Raw genomic sequence first — 23,693 nt, forward strand, 5'->3', positions numbered from 1 at the left:
ATGAAGTATATAGAGGTAGGAGTAGGGTATGGTCACAGTACGTGAACAACTTCCTGGACGATTAAACGAATTGTCTGAGGAAACGACTGTAGAACATGCCGAGCAAGCACGACAGGATCTGGCAGAATGGCTGGACCGGGTTCGTGACATCTTAGATGGGGCAGCATTAGCAAAACTCGAAGAAGTTGCCACCTATACGTTACAAAAAGAGCTGGAAACGACAGTCAAGCACCGGTCCAATACCTTGTATACCGGAATTGAAATGGCCGATATTCTGGCGCATTTGCATGTCGATGAAGATACCTTGTCGGCTGCCATGCTGTACCGCAGTGTGCGTGAAGGGGTGATGACCCTGGAAGAGGTGCGTGAGCATTTCGGTGACAGCGTACATACCCTGGTCAAAGGCACCCTGTCGATGGGTAAGCTGTCCGAGCTGATTGAAAAGAATAAACGGCTGGAAGATCACTTCAATAACAACCAGCGCGAGCATCTGACCGGTATCTACAAAATGCTGATTTCGGTCACTGAAGATGTGCGTGTGGTGCTGATCAAGCTGGCTGAACGTACTTATGCCTTACGTGAACTGACCACAGCGTCCAAAGAGCGTCAGGAGCGGGTGGCGCGTGAAATTCTGACCATTTACTCGCCGCTGGCGCACCGTCTGGGCATTGCCCAGTTAAAATGGGAGCTGGAAGATCTGGCTTTTCGTTATCTGGCGCCGGACCGTTATAAAGAAATTGCGTCTTTACTGAATGAAAAGCGGCTAGAACGTGAGCAATATATCCAGTTTGTGATTGATAAGCTCAAGAGTGAACTGGCGGCGCATGGCATTGAGTCGGAAATTACCGGCCGGGTCAAACACATTTATTCGATTTATCGAAAAATGAAGAGTAAAGACCTGAGCTTCGACCAGCTCTATGACATTCGTGCGGTGCGGGTACTGGTCAAAACCATTCCGGAATGTTATCACTCGCTCGGTATCGTACATCAGCTGTGGCGGCATATTCCGCATCAGTTTGATGACTACATTACCAATCCGAAAGCCAATGGTTATCGCTCGCTACATACTGCAGTGATTGCTGAAAACAAGTCGCTGGAAGTGCAAATCCGTACCATGGAAATGCATGAAGAAGCGGAACTTGGGGTGTGTTCGCACTTTAACTATAAAGAAGGCAGCAAAACCACCGATCATTCCTTCAACCATCGTTTGCATTCTTTGCGTGCGGTGCTGGAACATTATCAGGAACGTAATGATGCCAGTGCGCATAAGTCCGATGATGAAACTGAAAACTTCGAGCAGCTGCAAGAGTTTGAAGATTTTGAAAAGATTTATGTGTTTAGCCGCGATGGGGATATTAAAGAATTACCGCGTGGCTCGACTGTGCTGGACTTTGCCTACCATGTGCATACCGAGGTTGGTAACAAGTGTTATGCCGCGCGGGTCAATCAGCGTTATGTGCCGCTGACCTATACCTTAAAAACCGGTGAACAGGTCGAAATTCTGACCAAGAAAGACCGTGAACCAAACCGTGACTGGCTGGTGAACTCACTTGGTTATATCAAGACTGCGCGGGCGCGTGACAAGTTACGCCACTGGTTCAGACAGCAGGACCGCAGCAAGAATCTGGAAATTGGCCGTGATATTCTGAATAAGGAATTGTCGCGTCTGGCGATTCACCCGAAAAGTATCGACTTGAATGATTACTGCAATCACTTTAATGTCAAACTCGGTGAAGACATTCTGATTGGTCTGGTCAATGGTGAAATCAGCCTGCATGCGCTGATTAACCAGGTTAACCGGCATATGCATCTGGATCAGGATGAACCGGAACTGGTATTAAAACCGACCCTGAATCCGCGAGCCAGCCATACCTTGTCGGCGCATGGTATTCTGATTGATGGTCTGGATAACGTTGAGCTGCATATTGCTCAGTGCTGCCAGCCGGTACATGGTGAATCCATTGCTGGTTATATTACCCTGAATCGCGGCGTCAGCATTCATAAGGTGGCTTGTCCGGATTATGTACGCATGATCAGCCAGGAGCCAGAACGTGCGGTCGAAGCCGACTGGGAAATGCAGCCAACCCGTGGTCAAAGCGTGCAGATTGTAGTGGAAGCCTATGATCGCCGTGGTCTGCTGAAAGATCTGACTCAGGTGATTTTCTCCGATCAGATTAATATTCGTCAGGTGAATACCATTTCCGAAAATGATGGTATTGCCAATATGAAGCTGTTAATTGAAGTCAAAGGTCTGGCGCAACTGTCACGTCTGCTGGCACGTTTGGAGCAGCAGCCGGGGATTATCAGCGCACGTCGTTTGGTACAGGGCAATTAAACTTTCTTTCTTATCTTTGAAAAAACCAGTGATCTTGATCGCTGGTTTTTGTTTATGCATGGAATGCGTGCACATATGAGCGCACAGATCATTTTAGAATTGGCCCGTCTGGCACAGATTGCACCGCAGCAGCCGGCGCTGGAGCGTAAAGCGTACATCCAGCAGCAGAAGCAGGCCATTTATGCTTTTCGTAACCAGCGCCTATCGGCCTATTTAAACGCGCCAATCTGCTCGGAAGATTTTGACCGTACTGCGTATGGCAAGCCGTTTTTGCCTGCGTATCCGCAGCTGGCCCTGAATCATAGTCACAGCCGTCAGCACTATGCACTGGCCTATAGCGAGCAGCTTCAAGATGTTGGGGTTGATGTTGAAGATCTGGATCGCAAGGTGCGCTTTGAGAGTCTGGCCAGGCACATGTTTCATCCGGCTGAATGGGAATTGTGGCAGGCTTATGGCCAGGAGACAGATTACTGGTTTAAGGTCTGGACCACCAAGGAGGCTGTTCTGAAAGCGTCAGGGCTGGGTATTCGCATGAGCCTGAACCAGCTGAATAGCGGGGTTCATCCGCATCAGCAGGGTGGATTCTGCCATCATGAGGGCTTGGGTACGTTTGCCTATCAGCATCTGAAGATTGGTGGCTGTATGCTGACCGTAGCCTGGCGTTCTGAACGTTCCTGCAAGGGATTTCAGTTTCCCAAGCTGCAACTGATCCGCCATTAAAAAAGCCCATCCGGAGATGGGCTTTTATGGGTACAGGAAGGAAAAGAATTAAGGAATTTCTTCCTCTTCAAATTCCGGCTTCACCTGCACAATAAAGTCTTGACGGTTCAGCCCACGCCACAGTGCAAAGGCGGTACCAATATAAATCGAAGAATAAGTCCCGACAAAGACACCGACAAACATGGCAATCGAGAACCATTTCAGGCCATCACCGCCCATCAGCATCATCGCCACCACCACCAGTAACAGTGTCATCGAAGTGTGGATGGTACGACGTAAGGTTTCGGTTAAGGCAATGTTGACCACTTCCAGCGGCGAAGCGCCCCGAATTTTACGGAAGTTTTCACGAATACGGTCCGAGACCACAATGTTATCGTTGAGCGAGAAGCCGATAATTGCCAGCAGGGCTGCCAAAACGGTCAGGTCAAATGGCCATTGCATCATCGCAAAAATACCCACCGTCACGATAATATCGTGGAACAGGGACAGTACCGCACCCATCGCCAGTTTGAACTCGAAGCGGATGGTGACATAAATCAGCATCAGGATCAGCGCCAGTGCCACGGCACCTGCAGAACGCACATATAGCTCGTTACCGACCTGACCGCCGACCACATCAACCTTGGTCACATCGGCGCTGTTGCCCGGCAATTGTGCCGCTGCGGTAATGGTCTGGGTCAGGTCTTCGACTTCAATCTCGTCCTGCACCGGCATACGCACCATCAGGTCACGTTCAGAACCCAGGGTTTGTACCACTGGATCACGGAAACCGGCCTGCGTCAGGGCAGAAGAGACATCGCTGGCTTTCACCGGATTGCTGTAGTTCAGCTCTGCGGCAATACCGCCGGTAAAGTCCAGACCCAGATTTAAGCCTTTGGTGGCAATAAAGAAGATGCTGGCCACGGTTAAAATGATCGAAAGCAATGCCGCCGGCAACGCAATCTTCATAAACGGAATGACGCGCTCATCATCCGGACGGCCGTATTTTTTCGGATTCAGTTGAGTATTCTCAGTCATCATCGATCTCCTTAAATGCTCAACTTTTTCAGGTTACGGCGTTTGCCATAAATGATCTGTACAATCGCACGGGTTACGGTAATGGCCGTAAACATCGAGCAGACAATACCAATCATTAAGGTCACGGCGAAGCCTTTAATCGGGCCGGTACCAATTGCGAACAGAATGAACGCCACCAGGAAGGTGGTTAAGTTCGAGTCGAAAATGGTGTTATAGGCCCGGTCATAACCGGCTACAATGGCCTGTTTTGGTGAGGCTCCCCATTTGATTTCTTCCCGTATTCGCTCACAGATCAGCACGTTGGCATCGACTGCCATACCAATGGTAATGACGATACCGGCAATACCTGGCAAGGTTAAAGAAGCACCAATCCATGACATCACTGTCAGGATCATCGCCAGGTTAAATACCAGCGCGAAGTTGGCAATCACACCAAACAGACGGAAGAACACCACCATCCAGATCGCAACCAGAATAAAACCGATCTGGGTCGAGGTTACGCCCTTGTCGATATTTTCCTGACCCAGACTAGGACCAATCACACGTTCTTCAACGAAGTACATTGGCGCAGCCAGGGCACCGGCACGTAGCATTAATGCCAGTTCAGCCGCTTCTTGCGGTGAATCCAGACCGGTAATCCGGAACTGTGAACCCAACACTGCCTGAATGGTCGCGGCGTTGATCACTACAGATTCTGTATATGGGGTACGCACTTCAGTCTGGACGCCGGTTTCCGGATCAGTTACATAGCTGATGCGCTGCTTGTTCTCAATGAACAGAACCGCCATACGTTTACCGACCGCATTACGGGTCGCGTCTGCCATCAGCTTACCGCCTGCAGAGTCGAGGGTAATATTTACCTCGGCACCGCCAGTATCCTGACTAAAGCCACTCGATGCATTCTGTACGCGCTCACCGGTTAAAATACGGCTACGGTTCAGCAGCAACTGACGGCCACTGTCGAGCGATTCAAAGGCAAAGGCTTCAGTGCCCGGTGGTAAGGTCTGGCTGCTGAGCTGACCGGTATACGGGTCAATATGCTGATCATTCAGATCAGAGACCAGACGGAATTCCAGGTTCGCAGTACGACCCAGAACACGCTTGGCTTCAGCGGTATCCTGTACACCCGGCAATTCCACCACAATACGGTTGCTGCCTTGGGTTTGGACCAGCGCTTCGGCCACACCTAACTCGTTAATACGGTTACGTAGCGTGGTCAAGTTCTGGTTCACGGCATAGGATTCAATTTCCTGCTTGCGCGTGTCGGTATAGGTCAGGCGCAACATGGCACCATCTGTGGTGGCCAGTGCCTGCTGGTTAAACTCGTTGCCGTTACGGCGCAAGAAGTCCATTACGGCTGAGCGGTCATCATTGTTGGCGAACTGCACGGTAATGGTGTTGTTATTCAAAGACAGGCTGTTGAATTTCAGCTTGTTGTCGCGCAGTTGGCGACGCAGGTCAGTCGCAGAGGTTTCCATGCGCTGGCTGATGGCCTTGTCCATATCCACTTCCAGCAGGAAGTGAACACCACCACGCAAGTCCAGACCCAGTTTCATTGGCTTGGCGCCAATTTTCTGTAGCCATTCAGGAGTGGTTGGCGCCAGGTTGAGGGCCACGACATAATCATCACCCAAGCCCTGACGTAATGCATCTTTGGCTTTAAGCTGTGCTTCGCTTGAGTCCAGACGCAACAGGGCTGCGTTACTGGTAAAGCTGTTGTCATGGCTGGCAATATTTTCTGATTTTAGGATTTGCTCTGCTTTTTGTACGATGCTTTGGTCAATTTGGGTACCGGCTTTGGCCCCAGAAATCTGAACCGCAGGTTCATCTGGATACAAACTTGGCAGGGCATATAATGTACTCACCACCAGAACCACAAGGATGAGTAGATATTTCCATGCTGGGTAACGCATTTAATTTTCTTCTTAAAATGAAAAAGTCGTGCGGGCGCACGACTAATTTTTGATTAAAGGTTGTTTAATGTGCCTTCAGGCAGAACTGAAATCACACTGGCACGCTGAATTTTTACTTCTACGCCGCGGTTCAGTTCAACCACTGCAAAATCACCTTCAAGTTTGGTGATTTTACCCATCAGGCCACCAGCAAACACCACTTCGCTGCCTACGCCCAGGCTGTCGATCAGGGCGCGGTGTTCTTTGGCACGTTTTGATTGCGGGCGCCAAATCAGGAAGTAGAAAATTGCAATAAATACTGCAATCATCAAAAGGTTAGCAACCATGCTTGGTTGTTGTGCAGCTTCACCTGCTGCGTGAGCAGTAGAAATAAAAAGGCTCATTTCATTTTCCTAAACTAAAAACTGGAATCAATAACATTGATAATAAATTGACTTGTTCTGCAATTTACCCTGTCTTTTTCTTCAGCGCAAATACTGAAAAGATTAATCTTGCGGACAAGGCGGCACATCCAGACCGCGACGGGCGTAAAAGTCCTGTACAAAGTCATCAAAAGTGCCATTGTCCAAGGCATTACGGATATCTTGGGTAAAGCGTTGGTAATAGCGCAGGTTATGGATGGTACCGAGCATTGAACCGAGCATCTCGCCGCATTTTTCCAGATGGAACAGGTAGGCGCGGGTAAAGTTCTTGCAGGTATAGCAGTCACAGTGCGGATCAAGCGGGCTCTGGTCATGACGGTATTTACTGTTACGAATCCGTACCAGACCATCGGTCACGAAATAATGACCATTACGGGCATTACGGGTTGGCATTACGCAGTCAAACATATCGACACCGCGGCGAATCCCTTCCACGATATCTTCCGGTTTGCCGACACCCATCAGGTAACGTGGTTTATCTTCCGGCATTTTGTTCGGCAGATAATCCAGTACCTTGATCATTTCTTCTTTTGGTTCACCGACTGACAGACCGCCAATGGCATAACCATCAAAACCGACTTCTAGCAGACCATTTAAAGACTCATCACGTAAATCTTCATACATCCCGCCCTGAATAATCCCGAACAGGGCATTTTTATTTTCAAGGACATTGTGATGATGTTCTTTACAGCGTTTGGCCCAGCGTAACGACAGCTGTAAAGATTTCTGTGCTTCTTCATGGGTCGCTGGATACGGCGTACATTCATCAAAAATCATGACGATGTCTGAGTTCAGAACCTTCTGGATTTCCATGGAAATTTCTGGAGAAAGGAATACTTTGGAGCCGTCAATTGGTGAACGGAAAGTCACGCCTTCTTCTTTAATCTTGCGCATGGCACCCAGACTAAAGACCTGGAAACCGCCAGAATCGGTCAGAATCGGCTTGTCCCATTTCATGAATTCGTGCAGGCCACCATGTTCTTTAATGACATCCAGACCCGGACGCAAATACAGATGGAAGGTGTTGCCTAAAATAATTTGTGCTTGAATGTCTTCAATATCACGTGGCAGCATGCCTTTGACTGTGCCATACGTTCCGACAGGCATAAACACAGGAGTTTCTACCACACCATGAGCAAGCGTTAAACGACCACGACGGGCACGCCCCGACTGACCTAATTTCTCAAACTTCATATATGTTCCAAATCAAGGCGAAAAAACAGTTCGCTGATTGTTCATGCTAAAAGTGCACTATTTTCCTAGATTATGCACGGAATTGCCAGTTGAGATACGTTTTCCTTGGTAAAAATTACGAGTGAATATTTTGCTCAAATTTATTGCGTTTACATGGGTTAAATTGCTGAATATGCGGGTAATTTCTTCTTTATCGGCTTACTCTTTATTTTGGATTTTATATTTTGAGTAAGTTCCTTTATATTTGCTCAACTACATTGTTGTGTCAAAGCTGAAGAAGAAAATGTCAATAAGACAGAACAAATTGTAGTCAAAGCTCACTTAAGTTGTTACATTGTAATTAAAATAAATTCATAGGGTGGGCTATGAGTGAAATAAACAGTGCATTAAAAGAAGACCAATTCTATAAAACGCTTTTGGAAACCACGAATGCAATTCCGTGGCAGATTAACTGGAAAACCAAAGCTTTTAGCTACATCGGTCCACAAATTGAGTCTTTACTGGGTTGGACGCAAGACAGTTGGAAAACTGCACAAGATTGGATTGATCGGATGCATTCTGAAGATCGAGACAAGACCGTAAATATGTGTGTGAGTTTGTCTGATCAAGGTACAGACCACGAAGCTGATTATCGTGCCTTAACCGCTACAGGAGATTATGTCTGGATTCGTGATGTGGTGCATGTGATTCGTGAAAATAACGAAACTGTGGCGATTATTGGGTTTATGTTTGATATTTCTGCACGTAAACAGATGGAGTTGGAACTTGAAGCGCTGAGTCGTAAAAATCTGGCTTTGAGTTTACAAGACCCGCTGACTTTGGTTGCCAATCGAAAGGCGCTCAGTGAACGTATAGAAAACGAATTTAAACGTGCCGTACGTCATCAACATGCATTGTCTCTCTTGTTTATCGATATCGACCATTTCAAGCCTTATAACGACAATTATGGGCATTTACAGGGTGATCATTGTTTGATTAGCGTGGCGCAGTTGCTTAAACAACACTTTGCGCGTGCATCTGACTTTGTGGCTCGCTTTGGTGGTGAAGAATTTGTGGTGCTATTGCCTGAAACGCCGCTGGCAGATGCCGTGCAACTTGCTGAAAACTTTAGGTAGGCGGTATATGCACTGGAAATTCCACATACCAAGACTGGGGAAATCACCCAAGTCACTGTGAGTATTGGCGCAAATAGCCATCATCAAAATCAGCAGTATCACAATGTGGTCGATTTTCTGCATTCAGCCGATGAATTATTGTATTTGGCAAAAAATAAGGGGCGTAATCAGGTGCAGTATCTGACACAGTCAAGTGTTTAGTTGAAATCTGAAAAACAGCAAGCTTCGTGGTTGCTGTTTTATTGACCTATCAAAAATAACTTAAAAGTTTGGACGATAATCAAAACTTTGCGCTGCACTGTTATCACGAAAAGCGCGCACTGGTTTTTTGGCTGTGGTTGCAGTATTGATGATGTTGTTAGGAAAGACCTGAATATAATTATTAAATAGTTCGACATTGCGGTTATAAATAGTAATTGCAGCACCGACATTTTCATTCTGCTCGTCAATTTCATGCATCATTTTTAAATACAGTTGATCGGCTTTTAACTCAGGATAATTTTCGACCACCACATTCAAGCTGCGCATCAATTCTTTGCTCAAGGCTTCAACACGTTGTAATTGGCTGACATCGGCATTATTGATGTTCAGGTTCATAATATTTTGACGCAGTTCAGTCACTTTTTCTAAAGTGCCTTTTTCCATGCCTGCATATTGTTCGACCACTGGCGCAAGTTCTTCGAGTGTTTTTAATTTCTGTCGCTCAAAACTGGTCACATCTGCCCAAGCGCGGATAGTAGCGTTGTGGTGGCGTACGATATTGTTACGAATCATGATACCTAGAATCACCAATATGATAACAACCAAAAGAAAAATTGCGATACCCATGCTTTGCCCCAAGATGATTTTCTTAGTCTAGAAAATCGACCAGATCTGTCTGTAATTGTTCTAAATAAGGTAATTTAAAAGTGCGTAAGTGTCCACGCAATGCGGAAATATCTTGAATATTTTTTGCTTTACTGGAAATTTCAAACAGGTTGCGATTGCCTAAAAAACAGAGCGTGTTCCGCTCAGGGTGAAATAACAAATCACCTTGTTGATGCTGAAAAAAATCATCTAGTTTTAACACCATTGCAGGGCTGAGCGTACGCGCCAGTTGAATTGCATCACTACCAAAAAAATTGAGTTTTTGATTCAGAAAAATATCACTGGTATGCCACGGCACATGATAAGGCGCACCAAAGGATTTATTGTTTGAGGTCACTGCTAAACCTTGTAGTTGCACATCAAAGACAAATACGCCCGATAAATAGCGCACGACTTCACGAACTTTGTAGTCATTGCCATTTTGATCTTTAATGCGGGTTTCGCTGACATAGCGATATTCAAACACCAAAACCTGATGCTGCTTGCCTTGTTCATCTTGCCAAACAGTACTGGCGTAACGGCGAATTTCATTAGACAGATTCCCTAAATTAAATAAGGGAAACAGACTTTTTAAATGAGCAATCAAATAAACGGGTTGTAAGGTGCGGGAAAGATGTTGCGGCGGTTGCTGCCATGCCAGTTGATAGCGTTGCGCAATGCTTTCCTGTTCTAAAAAAGTGATAACTTCTTCAATGGGGTCGTCTTGCTCATAGGTAATAAATGCCCAAAAAATACAGACTACACCAATCAGTAAACAAAATTGCAGCCAAATATTGCTCGGTTGAATCAAGAGCAATAAGCAGAACAACACCCCTATAATACCAAGCAAAATAGGCAAAACATTTTCAAACTTGAGGGTGATGTCATCTTGCCAAGGGTGCAAACCATCCAAAATTTCTTGATGGCTTTGCGCTTTTTTTCCTATATCCCATAACCGAGCGATATTGCGAAATACCCGCTGATTCTTCTTACGTCGAATATGAATGGAGTGTTTCACGGTATCGAGCGGCATGGCGATATCTTTTACAGTTTGAAAATTAAGACTGAGCTTGATCAATCAGCATGGCATCGCCATAACTAAAGAAACGATAGCGTTCAGCCACAGCATGTTGATACGCCCGCATGACATTTTCACGGCTCGAAAGCGCAGACACCAACATTAATAAGGTGGATTCAGGCAAGTGGAAATTGGTGATCAAACGATCCACCACTTTAAATTTATAGCCCGGATAAATGAAAATCTGGGTATCACCGGTCCAGGCGGCCAGTGTGCCGCCATGTGCCTGTGCTGCACTTTCGACCGCACGGGTGGCTGTGGTACCAACTGAAATGACTTTATTGCCACGTGCTTTGGCCTGCTGGATCATCTCCACAGCGGCGGCTGGTACATCACACCATTCGCTGTGCATGATATGGTTTTCAATATCAGTGGTGCGTACCGGCAGGAAGGTTCCAGCGCCCACGTGCAAGGTTACAAAGGTTTTTTGAATGCCTTTGGCTTCAAGCTTGGCCAGCAGTTCGGCATCAAAATGCAGGCTGGCAGTCGGGGCGGCAACACTGGCCAGTTTGGTTGGATCATTAAATACAGTTTGATAGCGTTCGGTATCAATCGCTTCTGCTTCACGGTTAAAGTACGGCGGAATGGGCAGGGCGCCGTAGCGATCCAGCACCTCTAGAATGGGCTGGGAAAACTCGACAATAAACAGGTTCTCATGCCGGCCTTGTACCGTGACTTTCACTTCATCTGGACCAATGAAGAGTTCAGCACCGGCTTTTGGAGAATTGCTGGCTTTAATATGACAATGCGCAATAAACTGATCTTGCATGCGTTCGACCAGCACTTCCACAGCACCACCGGTAGCACGTTTCCCTTTCAGGCGAGCTTTCATGACTTTGGTGTCATTTAAGACCAGCACATCGCCAGCTTCAAGTAAGTCGACAAGATCGGTAAATTGATGGTCTTGATACTGACCTTCGGCATTGACATGCAGCAGGCGTGAGGCGCTGCGCTGTTCCAGCGGGTAACGGGCAATCAGTTCATCAGGGAGATCGAAATTAAAATCAGAAAGTTGCATGGTTAAATAAATGCGCAAAACAATAACAGGATTGGGCGTAGTATATGCGTTTTTTGGTTTTATCGCTGAAATTGCCTAATTATAAGACAAAAAAAATCGGGTTGATTTATTTTTAAACAAATATGGGAGGCGAGCGTTGACAAGCGGGTGAAACAGTTTATTATACGCATCAACACCTTCCCGAGGTGGTGAAATTGGTAGACGCGGCGGACTCAAAATCCGCTGTCAGAGATGACGTGTCGGTTCGAGTCCGACCCTCGGGACCAGTTACCTAAAAAGGCTCTAAGCACATTAAGACTTAGAGCCTTTTTTTATTGTTTAAAATAAATAATCTGCGTTAACCATTCGTTCAAAACTCAATGACTTCATTAGCCTGATTTCAGGTGGTCATTCTGGCAAATAAGTCCCTAAATGAGTACCTGATTTTCCCTTGTTTTTCATGGTGAAATCAGATGGCTAAAATTACAAAACCTCCGACCCTCGGGACCACAGATTCTAAAGAACCCCAAGCATATTCAGACTTGGGGTTTTTTATTGCCTGAAAAATAAGAAGAATCAGATTATTCTAAAAAATGTTCGGGTGTCGTAACGTGGAAAGGATGAATAATCAAGATACCTATCAAGATATAAGTAAATAGCTCCACCTTTTACGGCATCACTGAATGGTTAAATTCATCCCTGATCGCTTGTTAATCTAATGGTATTAAACATAAAAAACCGGCGCCTTAGCACCGGTTTTTTTATGAGCTGACTAACAAAGGTCAGTCAAATTCAATTTAAGCTTGTAATGAAGCCAGCGTTGCATTCAAGGTTTCGCTTGGACGCATCACGGCATTTACTTTCGCTTGATCTACCGCGTAGTAACCGCCGATATCTACTGATTTGCCTTGGACTTCTGCAAGTTCAGCCACGATTTTCTCTTCATTTGCAGCTAAAGCTTGTGCAAGTGGAGCAAATTTCGCTTTCAGTTCAGCATCTTCGTCTTGTGCAGCAAGTTCTTCTGCCCAGAATTTTGCCAGGTAGAAGTGGCTGCCACGGTTGTCCAGCTCGCCAGTACGACGTGATGGAGATTTGTCGTTGTCCAGCAGTTTGCCTGTTGCAGCATCTAAAGTCTTCGCCAGAAGTTTCGCTTTCGCGTTGTCTTCTTTAATGCCAAGCTCTTCTAGAGATACCGCCAGTGCCAGGAACTCACCTAAAGAATCCCAACGTAAGTGGTTTTCTTCAACTAGCTGTTGTACGTGTTTTGGTGCAGAACCACCGGCACCTGTTTCGTACATACCGCCACCAGCCATTAACGGCACGATTGACAGCATCTTCGCAGATGTACCCAGTTCCATAATCGGGAACAGGTCAGTCAGGTAGTCACGTAAGATGTTACCAGTTACAGAAATGGTATCCAGGCCACGAGCAACGCGCTCAAGCGTATAACGCATTGCACGGACTTGTGACATGATCTGGATGTCTAAACCGTCTGTATCGTGATCTTTCAGGTATTTTTGTACTTTCTTGATCAGTTCATTTTCGTGTGGACGGTACGGGTCTAACCAGAAGATGGCTGGCATACCAGAGTTACGTGCACGTGTAACAGCCAGTTTCACCCAGTCGCGGATTGGTGCGTCTTTCACCTGACACATACGCCAGATGTCGCCTTCTTCCACGTTTTGAGACATCAACACTTCACCTGTTTCCAGATCCGTGATGTTGGCAACACCCGCTTCAGGAATTTCGAAAGTCTTGTCGTGTGAACCGTATTCTTCCGCTTTTTGCGCCATCAGACCAACGTTAGGCACAGTACCCATGGTACGTGGGTCGAAGTTACCATTCCATTTACAGAAGTTGATCATTTCCTGGTAAATACGCGCGAAAGTCGATTCTGGCATTACTGCTTTACAGTCGTAAGGCTTGCCGTCAGCACCCCACATTTTACCGCCAGAACGGATCATTGCTGGCATAGATGCGTCAACAATTACGTCGTTCGGAGAGTGGAAGTTAGTGATACCTTTTGCAGAATCCACCATCGCCAGTGCAGGACGGTGTTCTTGACACGCGTGCAGGTCTTCGATGATTTCTTCACGTAAAGAAGTTGGCAGGGTTTCGATCTTCTCGTAAAGACCGGCCATACCATTATTGACATTAATGCCTAACTCGTCGAACAGTTTGCCATGTTTTTCGAAAGCATCTTTGTAGTAAATTTTCACACAGTGACCGAATACGATCGGGTGTGAAACTTTCATCATGGTCGCTTTTACGTGTAAAGAGAACAGGATGCCGGCTTCTTTGCAGTCATCCAATTCTTTTTCATAGAAGTCGCAAAGCGCTTTTTTGCTCATGAACATCGAGTCGATGATCTCACCGTCTTGCAGCGCAACTTTTGGCTTCAGAACAATGGTTTCACCTGACTTGGTGATCAGTTCCATTTTCACGTTACGCGCGCGGTCTAAAGTCATGGACTTTTCGCCATGGTAGAAGTCGCCTTCGTCCATGTGAGAAACGTGAGTTTGTGACCACTGTTTCCACTCGCTCATTGAGTGCGGGTTTTTCTTCGCGTAGTTCTTTACTGCAGTTGGTGCGCGACGGTCAGAGTTACCTTCACGTAATACCGGGTTTACTGCAGAGCCCAGGCATTTGCCATAACGGGTCTTGATTGCCTTTTCTTCCTCAGTGGTCGGGTTTTCAGGGTAATCAGGAACCGCATAGCCTTTAGACTGAAGTTCTTTGATACATGCAGTCAACTGAGCAACAGAAGCACTGATGTTTGGAAGTTTGATAATGTTCGTATCTGGATCTTGTGTAAGACGACCTAGCTCTGCGAGGTTGTCAGTGACCTTTTGCTCGTCGGTGAGGTAGTCAGAAAATTCTGCGAGCACGCGTGCGGCCACGGAGATGTCACTTTTAACGATCTCTACGCCGGCCGGCTTAGTAAAGGTCTCAATAATCGGCAGCAGCGAATAAGTCGCCAGTAATGGCGCCTCGTCAGTCAGTGTGTAAATGATGGTTGACTTTCCACCAGCCATATATAGCCCCTTGCGTTGATTGAGTTTTGAGGGGGTGAAAGTGATGAATCAGCCCCTGCGAACCGGTTTGCTTAAGTAAAACCTTGAGAGTATCGACCCTCAAGCCTTTTCAGTCAACGTAATATCCGTGATAACGACATTTCGCTGAAAAATGATGCATTTTAATTCGTGATATTTGTGCCTGATTTGAATCCACACTTGCCTGTTTGGGGAAGAAAAACACTCAAAGAGCCGCCTTTTTTCCTTCAAACTCGATCATTCCATCCAGCACATCTGCGTATTAGATTTGAATGATTAACCTGATTTTTTCAATACCAATAAGACAGATTGATCATGTGATGACGATTCACTGATCAGGCGGATATATTATCGTCCAAAAACATGAACAGAAGATGTAAAACTAAAGTAACGTGGTAAACCCATTATCCGGTGAAAATTAACCAGGAAATTCCCTTAAAAATCCGATGAATTTACAGAAATCATACCTATCATAACACTGAAAAAAGTGTATAAAAATGTGCCAATTTATTTTTAACCAAAATCAGTTAATAGCTTGCTGTTTAAAAAGAGATAAACAAAAAGTAGTGAATTTATTTAATAAATGTAATGAAAATATACCTTTTTTTAAAATTTTTTCAGGTTACAAATTAATGAAGGAGTTTGGTTTATTCTTTTGGGTTTGGTGTTATATTCTCTGTTAAAGTTTGTTAACCGGGCTGAGCAATCGGCTTTAAAAATGGCCTAAATATTCTATAAGAATGGATCTCGGATGAGGCAGATATGAAGTTGCAGTTGCTTGAAATAGGTTCAGAAACTGAACAGCTGAGTGCATGCAGGTTGTCTCTGTTATTGGGGGTATTTACTGCCACCAATCAGATTGAGCGTTTTTTATCATCTGCCCGTAAAATTTTAGGGGTAGAGCGTTCCGCACTGGCCTTCGAGGGCGAACCCTATTTATGGTATGCCCATCAGGACTGTTTTAAAGCCTTTATTGCACCCGATCATATCCAGATTGTCGAACTGTTTGATGGTCAGGACTGCATTCATACCGAGCATCCTCACTATATACAACTGGTTGAGCGTATTGGCTCTTTAGGCGTAGAAGCAAAACGCTTTATGGCCTTTGATCTGAAAATGTCCGATGGTCGTTCAATTGGACAAATCCTATTTTTCGACCAGAACGAGCAGCCTTTTTCGCTACAGGCGATTGAAATTCTCAGTGATCTGGCCACTAACCTGGTGAATTATCTGGAGTTAAAAGCTGAGCATGCTGAACTAAAAGAAATGTATGAGCAGCAGGCCGCGCTGAATTTTAGTAAAACCAAGTTTTTCCAGATTATTGCGCATGACTTGAGAGCGCCGTTTCATGGCCTGCTCGGTTTTTCCGAAGTTCTGGCGCAAGAACGCGAAACGCTGGATGATTCCAGTGTGCAAAATATTGCCGACTATTTATATGATACTGCGCAATCGACCTATAACCTGCTGGAAAGCTTGTTGAACTGGGCCATGGCAGAAGGCGGCCGCTTTATCTATCATCCAATTAACTTCAAGCTGCAACAGTCGTCGCAAATTGTCTGCGATGTCCTGAACAGTCTGGCGGCGAAAAAGAATATTCAGCTGATTAACCAGATTGATGATGATATTAAAGTCTATGCCGACATTAATATGATTACTTCGGTTATCCAGAACCTGGTGTCGAATGCGCTAAAATTCACCCCGACAGATGGTACTGGCAAGGTGACTTTACGCGCCGAACAGGCAGACGATGGCGTGCACATCTATATTCAGGATACCGGTCTGGGCATGAGCCAGTCGCAAATAGAGCAGCTATTCCAGGCTGCGGTCACGGCCAGTAGCAAAGGTACAGCCGGTGAAAAAGGTACTGGTTTGGGCTTGGTACTGTGTAAGCGTTTTGTTGACCTGAACAAAGGTGAAATTGTAGTGGAATCTAATGAAGGCGAAGGCACCACCTTTATTGTGACCTTGCCGCAGGCCACCAGCGCGCATCAGGCTTTAATGCCGGAAGATATACAGTTCGAAAAAGTAAAAATGTAGAAAACGCAATTTTCTTTTCCCCTCTAGCCAGACTCCTGATATAACTAGAAAAAATAGTCAGCTTTGGGTGTGTGAATGAATACGGAACAATTGCGCAAAACCTTAGGTGCCAGTCAATATGCAGAACAGGTATTGGCCAAGCACCAACCCCTCTTAGAACAAGATTATGCAGTTGACCGGTTTTTAACCCCTTTAAGCACCCAGCAGATTCAGCACACCGTGCAAATAACCTTGCAGGATATTCAGGATGAAGCCGAGTGGATGCGTAGTCTGCGGATTTTACGTGCCCGGCTGATGTTTCGCTGGATCTGGCAAGATGCCAACCAGTTAACCGATGTGGTCACCCTGACCCGTGAACTGTCCGATTTTGCTGATGTCTGTGTAACAGCAGCAAAAGATTTTGCCCGGGCTCCCTTGGTGGCCAAGCATGGCGAGCCGGTGGGCTATAACGGTAAAGTACAGGACCTGATCGTAATTGCCATGGGTAAACATGGTGCGCAGGAACTGAATTTATCCAGCGATATTGACCTGATTTTTGCCTTCGATGAGCAGGGCGAAACCAACGGCCGTAAATGTATTGATGTGCAGCAGTTCTGTATTTTATGGGGACAGAAACTGATTTATCTGCTCGACCATATCACCGCCGATGGCTTTGTGTTCCGGGTTGATATGCGTTTGCGTCCCTGGGGCGATGGTTCGGCCCTAGCGATTAGCCATGTGGCGCTGGAAAAATATTTAAGCCAGCACGGCCGTGAATGGGAACGCTATGCCTGGATCAAGGCACGCATTGTCACCGGAGGCAAAGAAGGGGATGAACTGCTGGAGATGACCCGGCCGTTCGTATTCCGCAAATATGTTGATTACACTGCCTTTGAAGCCATGCGTGAAATGAAGGCCATGATTGAGCGCGAAGTGCAGCGTCGTCATCTGGAAGATGATATTAAACTCGGCGCTGGCGGGATTCGTGAAGTTGAGTTTATTGTGCAGGTGTTTCAACTGATTTATGGCGGGTCCAAGCTGGAGCTACAAGACCGGCAATGTCTGGTCAGCCTGAATCATCTGGATGAAGCTGAATTGCTGGACAGCAAAGCCGTGGCCGAGCTGGAAGATGCCTATTTATTTCTGCGCCGGGTTGAACATGCGATTCAGGCGCTGAATGACCAGCAAACCCAGTCCTTACCGACCGAGCCGGAATTACGTCAGCGTTTGATCAGCACTTTAGGCTTTGCGAGCTGGCCGGATTTTATGGCTTTTCTGGATGAAAAACGTGCCAAAGTTATCTACCAGTTTGAGCATCTGATTAAAGAAAAAGAACCAGACCCGCTGGTCGAAAGTTTTAGCCAGCTGGAACAGCGCCTGAATGAAGTGCTGGATGATCAGGCCAAAAATCTGGTGCATGAATTCTGGTATGGACATGCGCTGAAAAAATTACCGGCCAAAGCGGTACAGCGTCTGAAAACCTTCTGGCCGCATCTGGTCGAAGCAGTGTTGCAGTCAGATATGCCGCAAGTTGCGCTGGTACGGTTGATGCCGTTGGTGGAATCGGTAATGCGCCGTACCGTGTATCTGGTGATGCTGATTGAAAGCAAAGGCGCATTGCAACGTCTGGTAAAAATGGCCACCGTCAGTCCGTGGATTTGTGAAGAGCTGACCCATTATCCGGTGCTGCTGGATGAATTCCTGTCGATGGATTTTGAATTGCCGAAACGTCAGGATCTGGAAGATTCCTTGCGTCAGCAATTGCTGCGGATTGAAGTCGATCAGGTCGAAGACCAGATGCGGGTACTGCGCCTGTTTAAAAAATCCAATGTACTGGCAGTGGCAGCCAGTGATGTACTGGCCGAAAGTCCGCTGATGAAAGTTTCCGATGCGCTCACCGATATTGCTGAAGTGTCAGTCAATGCTGCCTTGCATCTGGCTTATCAGATTACCGCGAAAAAACATGGTTTCCCGCTGGATGCTGAAGGTCAGCGCTGTACGCTGGATCATATGGCTTTTACCGTGATTGGTTATGGCAAGGTAGGCGGGATTGAACTCGGTTATGGCTCAGATCTGGATCTGGTCTTTATTCATTATATGGATGAACAGGCCGATACCGACGGGCTTAAACCCATCAGCGGTTTTGAGTTTGCGATGCGGGTGGGGCAAAAGTTTGTGTCATTGATGACCACCCAGACTTTAGATGGCCGCGTTTATGAAGTCGATACTCGTTTACGACCGTCTGGGGAAGCGGGATTACTGGTCACCAGCCTGAAAGCCTTTGAGCATTATCAGCTAAAAAGTGCCTGGCTGTGGGAGCATCAGGCATTGGTGCGCGCGCGCAGTATTGCCGGTGAACGCTGCCTTCGGGACAAGTTTGAACAGCTACGCTGCCGGATTCTGACCCAGCCGCGTGAACAGGCGCATGTGCGTGCCGAAGTGCTGAAAATGCGCCAGAAGATGAAAGACCATCTCGGTTCATCAAATGAGCAAAAAAAAGATGGAATTTTTCATTTAAAACAGGATGCAGGTGGTATCGTTGATATCGAATTTATGGCACAGTATGCGGTGTTAGCGTGGAGTGGGACGAATAAAGATCTCGCCCATTACTCCGACAATGTACGAATCCTTGAGGATGCCGCAAAGACAGGTTGCTTATCCAGCAACGATGCGACTGCTCTGATTCAAGCTTATCTCCGTGAACGCGCAGAGAGCCACCGCTTAGCCCTTGCAAATCAATCCATGCAAGTGTCTGCAAGCGACTGGCACGATACCCGAATGACCGTTTGCAAGTTATGGCAAAGACTGATTGATCCAGCTGCAGCATTTGCGCTGGAGAGTGAATAATTGTGAAAAATTGGAGTTTATGGCATGAATTTGGCTGATCGTGATGGTTTTATTTGGCAAGATGGACAACTGGTTGACTGGCGTGAGGCCAAAACTCACGTGTTGACCCATACTCTGCATTACAGCATGGGTGTGTTTGAAGGTGTCCGTGCCTATGAAACCCCGAATGGAACGGCTATTTTCCGTCTAAAAGAGCACACAAAGCGTTTGTTAAATTCTGCAAAAATTTATCAAATGAAAGTGCCGTTTGATCAGGCAACTTTAGAGCAAGCACAAATTGACGTGGTGCGTGAAAATAAACTGGCATCTTGCTATTTACGTCCAATCATCTTTATTGGTTCTGAAAAACTCGGTATTGCGGCAACAGACAACACTATTCATGCCGTGGTTGCAGCGTGGAGCTGGGGTGCTTACCTGGGTGAAGAGGCAATGGCGAAGGGTATTCGCGTAAAAACCTCATCATTTACCCACCATCATCCAAACGTGACCATGTGTAAAGCCAAAGCGTCTGGTAACTATACGCTGTCGATTCTGGCACACCAAGAAGTGGCGCATTCAGGTTATGACGAAGCGATGCTGCTGGATCCACAAGGTTATGTGTGTCAAGGTTCGGGCGAAAACGTATTCCTGGTTAAAGATGGCGTAATTCATACACCGGATATCGCTGGTGGTGCGCTGGATGGGATTACCCGTCAATCGATTATTACCATTGCTAAAGACTTGGGTTATGACGTGGTTGAGCGCCGTATTACACGTGACGAATTCTATATTGCCGATGAAGCCTTCTTTACGGGTACGGCTGCAGAAGTGACCCCGATTCGTGAATACGATGATCGTCAGATTGGTGAAGGTGTTCGTGGTCCAATCACTACGCAAATCCAGAAAGCCTACTTTGATGCAGTGCAGGGCAAAGACCCGAAATATGCACACTGGTTAACTTACGTAAAATAAGTGCAAACTGTAAAAAAAGGACTCAGATGAGTCCTTTTTTATGGGTTGGAAAAATGCTCTTAATCATCCATACTAAAAATATCGCGGCTATAGACTTTTTCCAGTACATCCGCCAGCTCATCGGACTGGCGATTGGCAACAATCACATCGCTATATTGTTTAAATTCATCCAGAGCCTGTATAACTTTGGAGTGAAAGAATTCATCTTCCTGCAAGGTCGGCTCGTAAATCACCACTTCCACGCCACGGCCTTTAATGCGTTTCATCACCCCCTGAATGGCCGATGCCCTGAAGTTGTCTGAACCACTTTTCATGACCAGACGGTAAATACCGACCACTTTCGGGTTACGTTGCAGGACGGACTGGGCTATGAAATCTTTACGGGTGGCATTGGCATCGACAATGGCCTGAATTAAATTGCTCGGTACATTGTGATAGTTGGCCAACAGCTGCTTGGTGTCCTTGGGTAAGCAGTAGCCGCCATAGCCAAAGGACGGATTGTTATAATATTTGCCAATCCGCTGATCCAGACAGACGCCGTCAATAATCTGTCGGGTATCCAGCTGAAACAGCTGCGCATAGGTGTCCAGCTCATTGAAATAGGCCACGCGCATAGCCAGATAGGTGTTGGCAAACAGTTTGATCGCTTCGGCTTCGGTGGAACCGGTAAAGAGCACCGGGCAGTCTTTTTTGATGGCACCTTCGAGTAGCATATCGGCAAACAGTCGGGCACGCTCCGACTGCTCTCCGACAATAATCCGTGAGGGATACAGGTTGTCGTGCAGGGCTTTGCCTTCGCGTAAAAACTCCGGTGAAAAAATAATATTCCCACTACGATATTTCTGTTTGATTTTTTCAGTAAATCCGACCGGAACGGTGGATTTGATGATCATGGTGGTGCAGGGATTAATCGACAGTACATCCTTTATCACACTTTCAACACTGTCAGTATTAAAATAATTGGTCTGCGGGTCGTAATCGGTAGGCGTGGCGATAATCACATAATCGGCATCCTGATAGGCATCGGCCTGATGCAGGGTGGCTTTAAAATTCAGGTCTTTATTTTTCAGGAAGTCGCTAATTTCAGGGTCTTGCAGGGGAGAAATGCCATAATTCAGCAGTTCGACTTTTTCAGGAATGATATCGAGCGCCACCACTTCATGCTGCTGCGCAAAAATCATGGCATTGGAAAGGCCAACATAGCCGGTACCGACAATACTAATTTTCATAATCTATTGTTGTTCTGCGATGAGTTCTAATCTGCATTTTGAATGTGCAAGTTCGATGACGCTTTTCTGACAGTTATTTTGCAGTGGCTTTTCTTTGCAGCCATTCTGCTAATTTGTAACTCTGTGATATGATGGCGCCATTGCTCAGGTGGATCATGCGGCATGGCTTTACATGAAACAGAGATGAACTCTCAATCTTCTTTAATGCAGGAACAGAATGTTGTTCTGTGCATGAAATGGGGAACCAAATACGGTTCGGAATACGTTAACCGTTTGTACAATATGGTCAAACGCCATACCACAGTCGACTTTAAAATGGTCTGCCTGACTGACCGTACTGAAGGCATTAATCCGGAAGTGGAATGTTTCCCGATCCCGCCGCTGGCTTTGCCAGAAGGTGCGCCTGAACGTGGCTGGAACAAGCTTTCAACCTTTGAACCTGATTTATATGGTTTAAAGGGGAATGCACTTTTTCTCGACCTTGATGTTGTGATTATTGATAATATTGACTGCTTCTTTCAAGAAAAAGGCGAGTTCCTGATTATTCATGACTGGAAACGTCCTTGGCGCATTACAGGCAATAGCTCAGTCTATCGTTTTAAATTGGGTGCCTTTCCTGGAATTCTGCCTTATTTTCGTGAGCATTTTGATGAAATCCGTCAAAAGTTCCGTAATGAGCAGGCCTATTTATCATGGTTTGTGCATAAAGAAGGAAAATTGAGTTATTGGAATGATCAGTGGTGTAAAAGCTATAAATATCATTGTCTAAGAAAAATTCCATTTGCTTATTTCCAAGCACCAGTAAAACCAGAAGGCGTTAAGATTATTATTTTCCACGGTGAAATTAATCCACCTGATGCAATCAATGGTGGTGGTGGTAAATGGTATCGTTATGTATTGCCATCAGATTGGATCAAGGATGCTTGGCAGTAAATCTGTATTTATGGAAGGTTTTGATTTATGAATCAGGGTTTGCATCCGCTTGATATCGTCATCGCATGGGTCGATGGGAATGATATCTCTCTGAAAAATAAACGCCGTCAATTTATGAATCAAAACGAACCATCAAATGCTTTGGATGATACTCGTTTTGCAAGTAACGATGAAATCTATTTCTGCATCGCCTCAATTCTTAAGTATGTTCCATATGCAGGCACGATTTATGTCGTGACGGATCAGCAAACACCTTTGTGGTTAGACCAATTTTCCCAGCAAGGTTTATGTCCTGTTGGAAAAATAAAAATCGTTGATCATCTAGAATTATTTCGTGGATATGAGTTTGCTTTACCGACATTCAATTCATTAAGTATTGAAAGTATGTTGTGGAATATTAAAGGGATTTCAAATCATTTTATTTATCTGAATGATGATTTCTTTTTCAATCAACAGTCTGATTTAAGTGATTTTCTTATTGATGGTCAGATGGTGATATATGGACATTGGCAAGCAACACTCATCAAGAAAATGAAATATATTTTCCGAAAATTCTTACAGCAGAATTTTGGAATGGTAGCTGAAGCGAAATATTCAACGGCTCAAATGCTGAGTGCAGATCGTGTGGGAATGACTAGATATTACGAAATTCATCATCGCCCTCATATTCTCAGTCGTGATTTGCTCAGTACTTACTTTAAGAATAATAAAGAGCTTTTAGAGCAGCAAATTCAGTTCAAATTTAGGAACATTGATCAACTGTTACCAGTGGGATTGTCTAATCATTTAGCAATTCAATCTGATCAAGCCATTTTAAAAGATGATATTGATATTGCTTATTTAAAAGATGGTCGTGATTTGGAAAAATTTATATTAGCTTTATCTAATTCTGAGATTAAATTTGGCTGTATACAAAGTCTAGATCAATTGGAATCATTAGCTGAAGGACGCATCCGAGCCGCACTGATTCAAAAATTTACAGGGTTTTTACCCAGCCAAATTCAACCGACTACTGTGGTCTAAACGA

At 45.6% G+C, this 23,693-nt stretch carries 16 protein-coding genes, 1 tRNA gene and 1 pseudogene; 9 read left to right on the top strand and 9 right to left on the bottom strand.

Annotated features, from left to right (window positions below):
* Nucleotides 1-28 precede the first annotated feature (28 nt).
* Nucleotides 29-2,335 (top strand): bifunctional (p)ppGpp synthetase/guanosine-3',5'-bis(diphosphate) 3'-pyrophosphohydrolase, encoded by a 2,307-nt coding sequence (locus tag FTT63_RS08825; protein ID WP_045796610.1) that lies wholly within the window; start codon nt 29-31, stop codon nt 2,333-2,335.
* Nucleotides 2,336-2,410: 75 nt separating this feature from the next.
* The gene (locus FTT63_RS08830; protein ID WP_034597905.1) at nt 2,411-3,055 is read left to right on the top strand and encodes a 4'-phosphopantetheinyl transferase superfamily protein; all 645 of its coding nucleotides are present in this window, start codon (nt 2,411-2,413) and stop codon (nt 3,053-3,055) included.
* A 48-nt stretch (nt 3,056-3,103) separates the two neighbouring features.
* Here the strand turns inward: FTT63_RS08830 and secF are convergent, their stop codons facing one another.
* The 4 genes from secF to tgt form a co-directional block, all read right to left on the bottom strand.
* Nucleotides 3,104-4,075 carry a protein translocase subunit SecF gene (gene secF / locus FTT63_RS08835; RefSeq protein ID WP_171065090.1) on the bottom strand — a complete coding sequence of 324 codons (972 nt, stop codon included), beginning with the start codon at nt 4,073-4,075 and terminating at the stop codon, nt 3,104-3,106.
* A gap of 8 nt (nt 4,076-4,083) precedes the next feature.
* Nucleotides 4,084-5,985 (bottom strand): protein translocase subunit SecD, encoded by a 1,902-nt coding sequence (secD, locus tag FTT63_RS08840; protein ID WP_180192181.1) that lies wholly within the window; start codon nt 5,983-5,985, stop codon nt 4,084-4,086.
* A gap of 53 nt (nt 5,986-6,038) precedes the next feature.
* Entirely contained in the window at nt 6,039-6,368 is a 330-nt protein-coding gene (gene yajC, locus FTT63_RS08845) for a preprotein translocase subunit YajC (RefSeq protein WP_005180065.1), read from the bottom strand.
* A 102-nt stretch (nt 6,369-6,470) separates the two neighbouring features.
* Nucleotides 6,471-7,601, bottom strand: coding sequence for a tRNA guanosine(34) transglycosylase Tgt (gene tgt, locus FTT63_RS08850; protein WP_180192182.1), 1,131 nt, complete (start codon nt 7,599-7,601; stop codon nt 6,471-6,473).
* A 365-nt stretch (nt 7,602-7,966) separates the two neighbouring features.
* Between tgt and FTT63_RS08855 the strand changes: the two are divergent.
* Nucleotides 7,967-8,917, top strand: a pseudogene (locus FTT63_RS08855) (diguanylate cyclase).
* Between the two features lie 60 nt (nt 8,918-8,977).
* Here FTT63_RS08855 and FTT63_RS08860 read toward each other — a convergent pair.
* From FTT63_RS08860 to queA, 3 genes are read right to left on the bottom strand one after another with little or no spacing between them, the layout of a single operon-like run.
* A complete protein-coding gene (locus FTT63_RS08860; protein ID WP_180192183.1) occupies nt 8,978-9,544 on the bottom strand; it encodes a LemA family protein in 567 nt (188 codons plus the stop codon).
* Between the two features lie 22 nt (nt 9,545-9,566).
* Nucleotides 9,567-10,595, bottom strand: coding sequence for a hypothetical protein (locus FTT63_RS08865; RefSeq protein ID WP_180192184.1), 1,029 nt, complete (start codon nt 10,593-10,595; stop codon nt 9,567-9,569).
* A 25-nt stretch (nt 10,596-10,620) separates the two neighbouring features.
* On the bottom strand, nt 10,621-11,658 hold the full coding sequence (gene queA, locus FTT63_RS08870) for a tRNA preQ1(34) S-adenosylmethionine ribosyltransferase-isomerase QueA (protein WP_163141236.1): 1,038 nt from the start codon (nt 11,656-11,658) through the stop codon (nt 10,621-10,623).
* A gap of 179 nt (nt 11,659-11,837) precedes the next feature.
* Between queA and FTT63_RS08875 the strand changes: the two genes are divergently transcribed.
* A tRNA-Leu gene (locus FTT63_RS08875) sits at nt 11,838-11,924 on the top strand.
* Between the two features lie 510 nt (nt 11,925-12,434).
* Here FTT63_RS08875 and FTT63_RS08880 read toward each other — a convergent pair.
* Nucleotides 12,435-14,672, bottom strand: a complete 2,238-nt coding sequence (locus tag FTT63_RS08880; protein WP_005180056.1) for an NADP-dependent isocitrate dehydrogenase — start codon at nt 14,670-14,672, stop codon at nt 12,435-12,437.
* Nucleotides 14,673-15,452: 780 nt separating this feature from the next.
* Here FTT63_RS08880 and FTT63_RS08885 point away from each other — a divergent pair.
* From FTT63_RS08885 to FTT63_RS08895, 3 genes are all read left to right on the top strand, one after another.
* A complete protein-coding gene (locus FTT63_RS08885) occupies nt 15,453-16,727 on the top strand; it encodes a GAF domain-containing sensor histidine kinase (RefSeq protein WP_016658628.1) in 1,275 nt (424 codons plus the stop codon).
* A 75-nt stretch (nt 16,728-16,802) separates the two neighbouring features.
* Nucleotides 16,803-19,553 carry a bifunctional [glutamate--ammonia ligase]-adenylyl-L-tyrosine phosphorylase/[glutamate--ammonia-ligase] adenylyltransferase gene (gene glnE / locus FTT63_RS08890; protein ID WP_160240996.1) on the top strand — a complete coding sequence of 917 codons (2,751 nt, stop codon included), beginning with the start codon at nt 16,803-16,805 and terminating at the stop codon, nt 19,551-19,553.
* Between the two features lie 24 nt (nt 19,554-19,577).
* Nucleotides 19,578-20,504: a branched-chain amino acid transaminase gene (locus FTT63_RS08895; RefSeq protein WP_005180046.1), complete on the top strand. Its 927-nt coding sequence runs from the start codon at nt 19,578-19,580 to the stop codon at nt 20,502-20,504.
* 59 nt (nt 20,505-20,563) lie between these two features.
* On the opposite strand, the gene FTT63_RS08900 is transcribed toward FTT63_RS08895, so the two are convergent.
* A complete protein-coding gene (locus tag FTT63_RS08900; protein WP_163141242.1) occupies nt 20,564-21,733 on the bottom strand; it encodes a nucleotide sugar dehydrogenase in 1,170 nt (389 codons plus the stop codon).
* 162 nt (nt 21,734-21,895) lie between these two features.
* Here FTT63_RS08900 and FTT63_RS08905 point away from each other — a divergent pair, with 162 nt between their 5' ends.
* A complete protein-coding gene (locus tag FTT63_RS08905) occupies nt 21,896-22,666 on the top strand; it encodes a glycosyltransferase (protein WP_171521820.1) in 771 nt (256 codons plus the stop codon).
* A 27-nt stretch (nt 22,667-22,693) separates the two neighbouring features.
* The gene (locus tag FTT63_RS08910; protein ID WP_008303438.1) at nt 22,694-23,689 is read left to right on the top strand and encodes a Stealth CR1 domain-containing protein; all 996 of its coding nucleotides are present in this window, start codon (nt 22,694-22,696) and stop codon (nt 23,687-23,689) included.
* The last annotated feature ends 4 nt before the right edge of the window (nt 23,690-23,693 follow it).

Origin of the sequence: Acinetobacter sp. C15 (genome assembly GCF_013420645.1) — a bacterium.
Taxonomy (GTDB): domain Bacteria; phylum Pseudomonadota; class Gammaproteobacteria; order Pseudomonadales; family Moraxellaceae; genus Acinetobacter; species Acinetobacter indicus.